Origin of the sequence: Kitasatospora sp. NPDC036755, assembly GCF_040636595.1 — a bacterium.
GTDB lineage: Bacteria > Actinomycetota > Actinomycetes > Streptomycetales > Streptomycetaceae > Kitasatospora.
On record NZ_JBEZUT010000469.1, the window covers coordinates 1 to 5,029 of the forward strand.

Annotated in this window: 5 protein-coding genes and 1 pseudogene; 1 reads left to right on the top strand and 5 read right to left on the bottom strand. The window is 74.1% G+C overall.

Going from position 1 to position 5,029, the window contains the following annotated elements:
• The 5 genes and pseudogenes from AB0E96_RS38115 to AB0E96_RS38135 form a co-directional block, all read right to left on the bottom strand.
• Positions 1–279, bottom strand: a pseudogene (locus tag AB0E96_RS38115) (hypothetical protein); the annotation flags it as partial.
• Positions 276–920 carry a Uma2 family endonuclease gene (locus AB0E96_RS38120; protein ID WP_359830981.1) on the bottom strand — a complete coding sequence of 215 codons (645 nt, stop codon included), beginning with the start codon at positions 918–920 and terminating at the stop codon, positions 276–278. The pseudogene AB0E96_RS38115 and the gene AB0E96_RS38120, both read right to left, overlap by 4 nt.
• A gap of 38 nt (positions 921–958) precedes the next feature.
• Positions 959–2,482, bottom strand: coding sequence for an anthranilate synthase component I (locus AB0E96_RS38125; protein ID WP_359830983.1), 1,524 nt, complete (start codon positions 2,480–2,482; stop codon positions 959–961).
• Positions 2,483–2,519: 37 nt separating this feature from the next.
• Entirely contained in the window at positions 2,520–2,891 is a 372-nt protein-coding gene (gene hisI / locus AB0E96_RS38130) for a phosphoribosyl-AMP cyclohydrolase (RefSeq protein ID WP_359830985.1), read from the bottom strand.
• A 164-nt stretch (positions 2,892–3,055) separates the two neighbouring features.
• On the bottom strand, positions 3,056–3,619 hold the full coding sequence (locus AB0E96_RS38135) for a hypothetical protein (protein ID WP_359830987.1): 564 nt from the start codon (positions 3,617–3,619) through the stop codon (positions 3,056–3,058).
• 384 nt (positions 3,620–4,003) lie between these two features.
• Between AB0E96_RS38135 and AB0E96_RS38140 the strand changes: the two genes are divergently transcribed.
• Positions 4,004–4,810, top strand: a complete 807-nt coding sequence (locus tag AB0E96_RS38140; RefSeq protein WP_359830989.1) for an aminoglycoside phosphotransferase — start codon at positions 4,004–4,006, stop codon at positions 4,808–4,810.
• The last annotated feature ends 219 nt before the right edge of the window (positions 4,811–5,029 follow it).

Genomic DNA, 5,029 nt, shown 5'->3' on the forward strand with positions numbered 1-5,029 from the left:
GGGGACCCCCATGTCCACGGAGCAGAGCCCGAAGGTCGCCGTCCTCGTCGGCAGCACCCGCGCGGGCCGGTTCGGCCCGGTGGTGGCCGACTGGCCGCCGGGCAGTTCGGAGATCTTGCCGCCGGTGACGGACACGTCCAGGGTGCCCGCCCGCCCCTCGGCCCAGGTCCGCCCGACCGCGGTCAGCACCAGCACGGCGCTCAGCACGGTCAGCAGCAGCATCACGCCGAGGGTGCGGCGGCCGGAGGTGGCGGGGGCGGGGGTCTGCTCAGCGGTCACCCGTCCACTATCCCCCGGCCGACGCCCGGGTCCGCACCCGGGGTGGGGGCCGGGGCCCCGGGCGGGGCGGGCGGCGCGGTCGCGGACCGGGCGGGGAAGTCGTCCGTCCTCAGCACCACCGTGCGGCCGCCCAGCGGCAGGAACAGGTCGTTGCCGAACGGCACCCGCTCGGCCTCCCGGTACACCCCCTCGGGGGACGGCGCGGTGTGCACCGTGCAGACCGCCGCCGCCGGATCGACCACCACGTACAGCGGCACGCCACCGCGCGCGTACGCCCTCGACGTCTCCCCCAGGCCCGGCCGGGCCACCTCCAGCACCGCCTCCACCCCGGCCGCGCCGAACCGGCCCCGGCCGCCCCGCGCCGCGTCCGGGGCCAGCACGGCCAGGTCCGGGGCGAGCACGGCCGGTTCCGGGGCGTCCCGCCCGTCCCGCCCGTCCTGCTCCTGCCGTTGCTCCCGCCGTCGCGGGGCGGGGCCGCCGGGCGGCGCCGGGAAGTCGATCGCCACCCCGGACAGCACCCGGCCGTGACCGGCGGGCTGCTCGCCGAGCTGCCCGGCGGCGCCGAGCACGACCGCCCAGCGCAGTTCGTCGTACGGCACCTCGGGCATCCCGGCCGCCTCCTCGCGCGCTCCGGCAGTCACGACGCCGGTACGTACGGCCGCTGCGACCACCGCGGGCGCTACGACAGTTCCGGCGTCCGCAGCGTATTGGCGGTGGCGACGGCCCGCAGCACGGCGGCCGCCTTGTTGCGGCACTCGGTGTCCTCGCCGTGCGGGTCCGAGTCGGCGACCACGCCCGCGCCGGCCTGCACGTACGCGGTGCCGTCGCGCAGCACCGCGGTACGGATCGCGATCGCGGTGTCCGAGTCCCCGGCGAAGTCCAGATAGCCGACGCAACCCCCGTACAGACCGCGGCGGGTCGGCTCCAGCTCCTCGATGATCCGCATCGCCCGCGGCTTGGGCGCGCCCGACAGGGTGCCGGCCGGGAAGCAGGCCGTCAGCACGTCGAAGGCGGTACGGCCCGGGGCGACCGTGCCGGTCACCGTCGACACGATGTGCATCACGTGGCTGTACCGCTCGATCTGCATGAAGTCGACCACCTCGACGCTGCCCGGCTCGCAGACCCGGCCCAGGTCGTTGCGGCCGAGGTCCACCAGCATCAGGTGCTCGGCCCGCTCCTTGGGGTCGGCGAGCAGCTCCGCGGCCAGCTCCGCGTCCTCGTGCGGGGTGGCGCCGCGGTGCCGGGTGCCGGCGATCGGGTGCAGCATCGCCTCGCCGTCGGTGACCTTGACCAGCGCCTCCGGGCTGGAACCGACCACGTCGAAGCCGCCCTCGGCCCCGCCGTCCGGCCCGGGGAAGCGGAACAGGTACATGTACGGGCTGGGGTTGGTGGTGCGCAGCACCCGGTAGACGTCCAGCGCGGAGGCCGGGCAGGGCGCCTCGAAGCGCTGCGAGGGCACCACCTGGAAGGCCTCGCCGGCCCGGATCCGCTCCTTGATCACCTCGACCGCGGCCCGGTACGGCTCGCCGCCGAACGGCGAGCGCACCTCGCCCGGGCCGGCCGGGGTGAAGGTCGCCAGGCCCGGGTCGACCGGCTTGAACAGCTCGGCCTCCATCGCGTCCAGCCGCGCCACCGCGTCCGCCCAGGCCTCGTCGACACCGCTGGCCAGGTCGTTGTGGTTGACGGCGTTGGCGATCAGCAGCACCGTGCCGTCGGCGTGGTCCAGCACCGCGAGGTCCGTGGCGAACAGCATCGTCAGCTCGGGCAGGCCCAGGTCGTCCGGGTTCAGGTCGGGCAGCTTCTCCAGCCGGCGGACGATGTCGTAGCCGAGGTAGCCGACCAGGCCGCCGGTGAGCGGAGGCAGGCCGTCGTCCTCCAGCCGCGGGGTGTGCAGCGCCTGCAGCGTGGCGCGCAGCACCTCCAGCGGGTCGCCCTCCGTGGGGATGCCCACCGGCGGGGTGCCGAGCCAGCGGGCGCCGCCGTCCGGGCCGACGGTCAGCGAAGCGGCGCTGCGCACCCCGACGAAGGAGTAGCGCGACCAGCTGCGGCCCTGCTCGGCGGACTCCAGCAGGAAGGTGCCGGGCCGCTCCTCCGCGAGGCTGCGGTAGAGGCCGATCGGGGTGAGGCCGTCCGCGAGGAGCCTGCGGGTGACCGGAATGACCCGGGTGTCGACGGCGAGCTTGCGGAAGGCTTCGAGATCCATGACGGGCGGCACCTTCTGGAGTTGTGGACGGGAGGGGTCAGGACAGCGGGAGCACGTCGGCGTCGAAGCAGGTGCGGTCGCCGGTGTGGCAGGCCGCGCCACTCTGGTCGACCCTGACCAGCAGGGTGTCGCCGTCGCAGTCCAGGGCCACCGACTTGACCGCCTGGACGTGACCCGAGGTGTCGCCCTTCACCCAGTACTCACGGCGGCTGCGGCTCCAGTAGGTGCAGCGGCCCGTGGTGAGGGTGCGGTGCAGCGCCTCGTCGTCCATCCAGCCGAGCATCAGCACCTCGCCGGTGTCGTACTGCTGGGCGATGGCCGGGACCAGCCCGTCCTCGGTGCGCTTGAGCCGGGCGGCGATCTCGGGGGCGAGGGCGGTGCTGCCGGGAGCGGCGGGTGTGGTGGACATGCGCCCATTGTGTCAGCCCGCCCCGCCACCCCGGCAGCATCCGCCCCACCACCCCCACCCGGCCCGGCACTCCCCACGTGCGGGCCCCGGCCGGGAACCCGAAGTCCGGCGCCGCCCCTCCGCGGGCCGGGGGCGGCGCCGGAGAGCTCCGACGACGAGACCCGCTACGGGCGCAGTTGCGCGGTGAGCTTGGGGCCGCCCTGCTTGTTGCTGGCAGCGAGGGTGCAGGTGTAGTCGCGCCAGCCCTGCTGGTAGTTGGCCATGGCGGGGCCGAACTGGCGGCCGTAGTAGGTCTTCCCGTCGCCCTGGCGGGCCTTGGCGGCGGCCTCGGCCTCCTTGCAGCCGTTCAGCATGGCGAGGGCGACCTGCATCTCGCCGGTCAGGCCGTCCGCGAGCTTGAGGTCGGCGATCACCTCGCCGTCGTGGTCGCCGGTGCAGGGCCGCTCCTCGGGCTTGGTGATCACCGGGCTCAGCTGCGGGTGGTCGAAGCAGGCGCCGACCGGGAAGAAGGCGTACGGCGGCTGCGGCGTGGGCGTAGGGGTGGGTGTCGGCGTCGGGGTGGCCGTGGGAGTGGGCGGGGGCGGCGCCGCGGCCGGCTTCTTGTCGTCCGGCCAGAGCACCGCGGTGGCCACCACCGCGAGCAGGACGACCAGCACGGCGGCGACGGTGAGGACCAGGCCGCGGGACGGGCGGGAGCCGGCTGCGGGCGGCGGCTGCTCGGAGGTCATGGCCAAGAGGATGGCCCACCAGCCCCCTCCCCGACAGCCACTTGCCCGAACTCGCCCCGCACGGGCCGCCACCCGCACCTGCGGCATCGCCGCGGGGCACGGCCCCGGCAGACCAGAAGCTCTTCAGATGGACGGGATTTCGGTGTGGGCTCTCGGCAGGCGGAGAGCCCACACCGCGGTCAGTCCCGCCATGAATCAAGGGAGACGCTCGGGCCGTCGCCGAGGTATCCGATAGAGGTCTCGTTCATCGACGACCTGGAGGGGTTCGGCGCCGATGCCCTCCCCGAGTGCAGCGACGACAACCCGTGCCGACAGGACACCGCCCCGAAGGCCGACGGCCCTGACGCCGTCGGCCTTCGGGCCGACTCTGGGAGCCTGGGAGGCATGACCACCACCCGCGCCAGTTGGGCAGACCTGGACGGCTCCGTTCGGCTGGCTGTCGCTGCCCGTCTCGAAGGGCCGATTCTCGCCGCAGAGCCCGTGCCGACGGGGTTCAACTCCGAAATCGCCGTCCGGCTCGTCACCACGGAGGGCAGCGTCTTCGTCAAAGGCCTGCGCCTGGGCCACCCGCGGGTGTGGACCCAGCGGCGGGAGGCGGAGGTCAATGCCTTCCTTCCGGGAATCGCCCCAAAGATGCTGTGGCACTTGGAGGTTGACGGCTGGAGTCTGGTCGCGTTCGAGCACGTCGAGGGCCGTCATGCCGACTACGGGGCCGCCGAGGATCTGGAACTCATGGTCGACGTCCTGAGTCGGCTCGGCCGCACCCCGTGCCCCCCGATCGAGCTTCGTCGCGCCGAGCAGCAGTGGGCGCTCTACGTGGACGATCCCACGGTGCCGGCCCGGTTCGCCGGCGATGCCCTGGTGCACACCGATCTGAACAACGAGAACGTGCTGATCCCCCAGGATCGCGCGTTTCTGGTCGACTGGGCCTGGGCCACACGCGGCGCCCCCTGGATCGACCCGGCCCTGTGGGTGATCTGGTTGATCGCCGCGGGAGACCACAGCCCGGCCGCAGCTGAGGCGTGGGCCGCCGGAGTCCCGGCTTGGGAGACCGGGGACCCGAGGGTGATGGACGTCTTCGCGCAGGCCCAGGCCCGGATGTGGGCCGACATCGCCGGAGCGGATCCGGACCCGTGGACTGCCGGGCTGAACCAGGCAGCCCAGCGGTGGGCGTCCTTCCGGCGGCGTTGAATCCGCCGCCTGGCACGGAGGTCCGGGGCGCCACCGCCCACGAACCGGCGACGCCGGGCCATCGGTCGAGGCCCGCACGGGAGGAAGCGGCCGAGCAGGGCGGGCCCCGGGCCCGGCTGAGCGCCTAGGGCCAATGCCGGTGACTTTAAGTGGTGCTACGCGGGGTGATGGTGGGTGCTACGGGTTGTGGTGGTGGCCAGTTGCGGTGCTGGGCCCGTT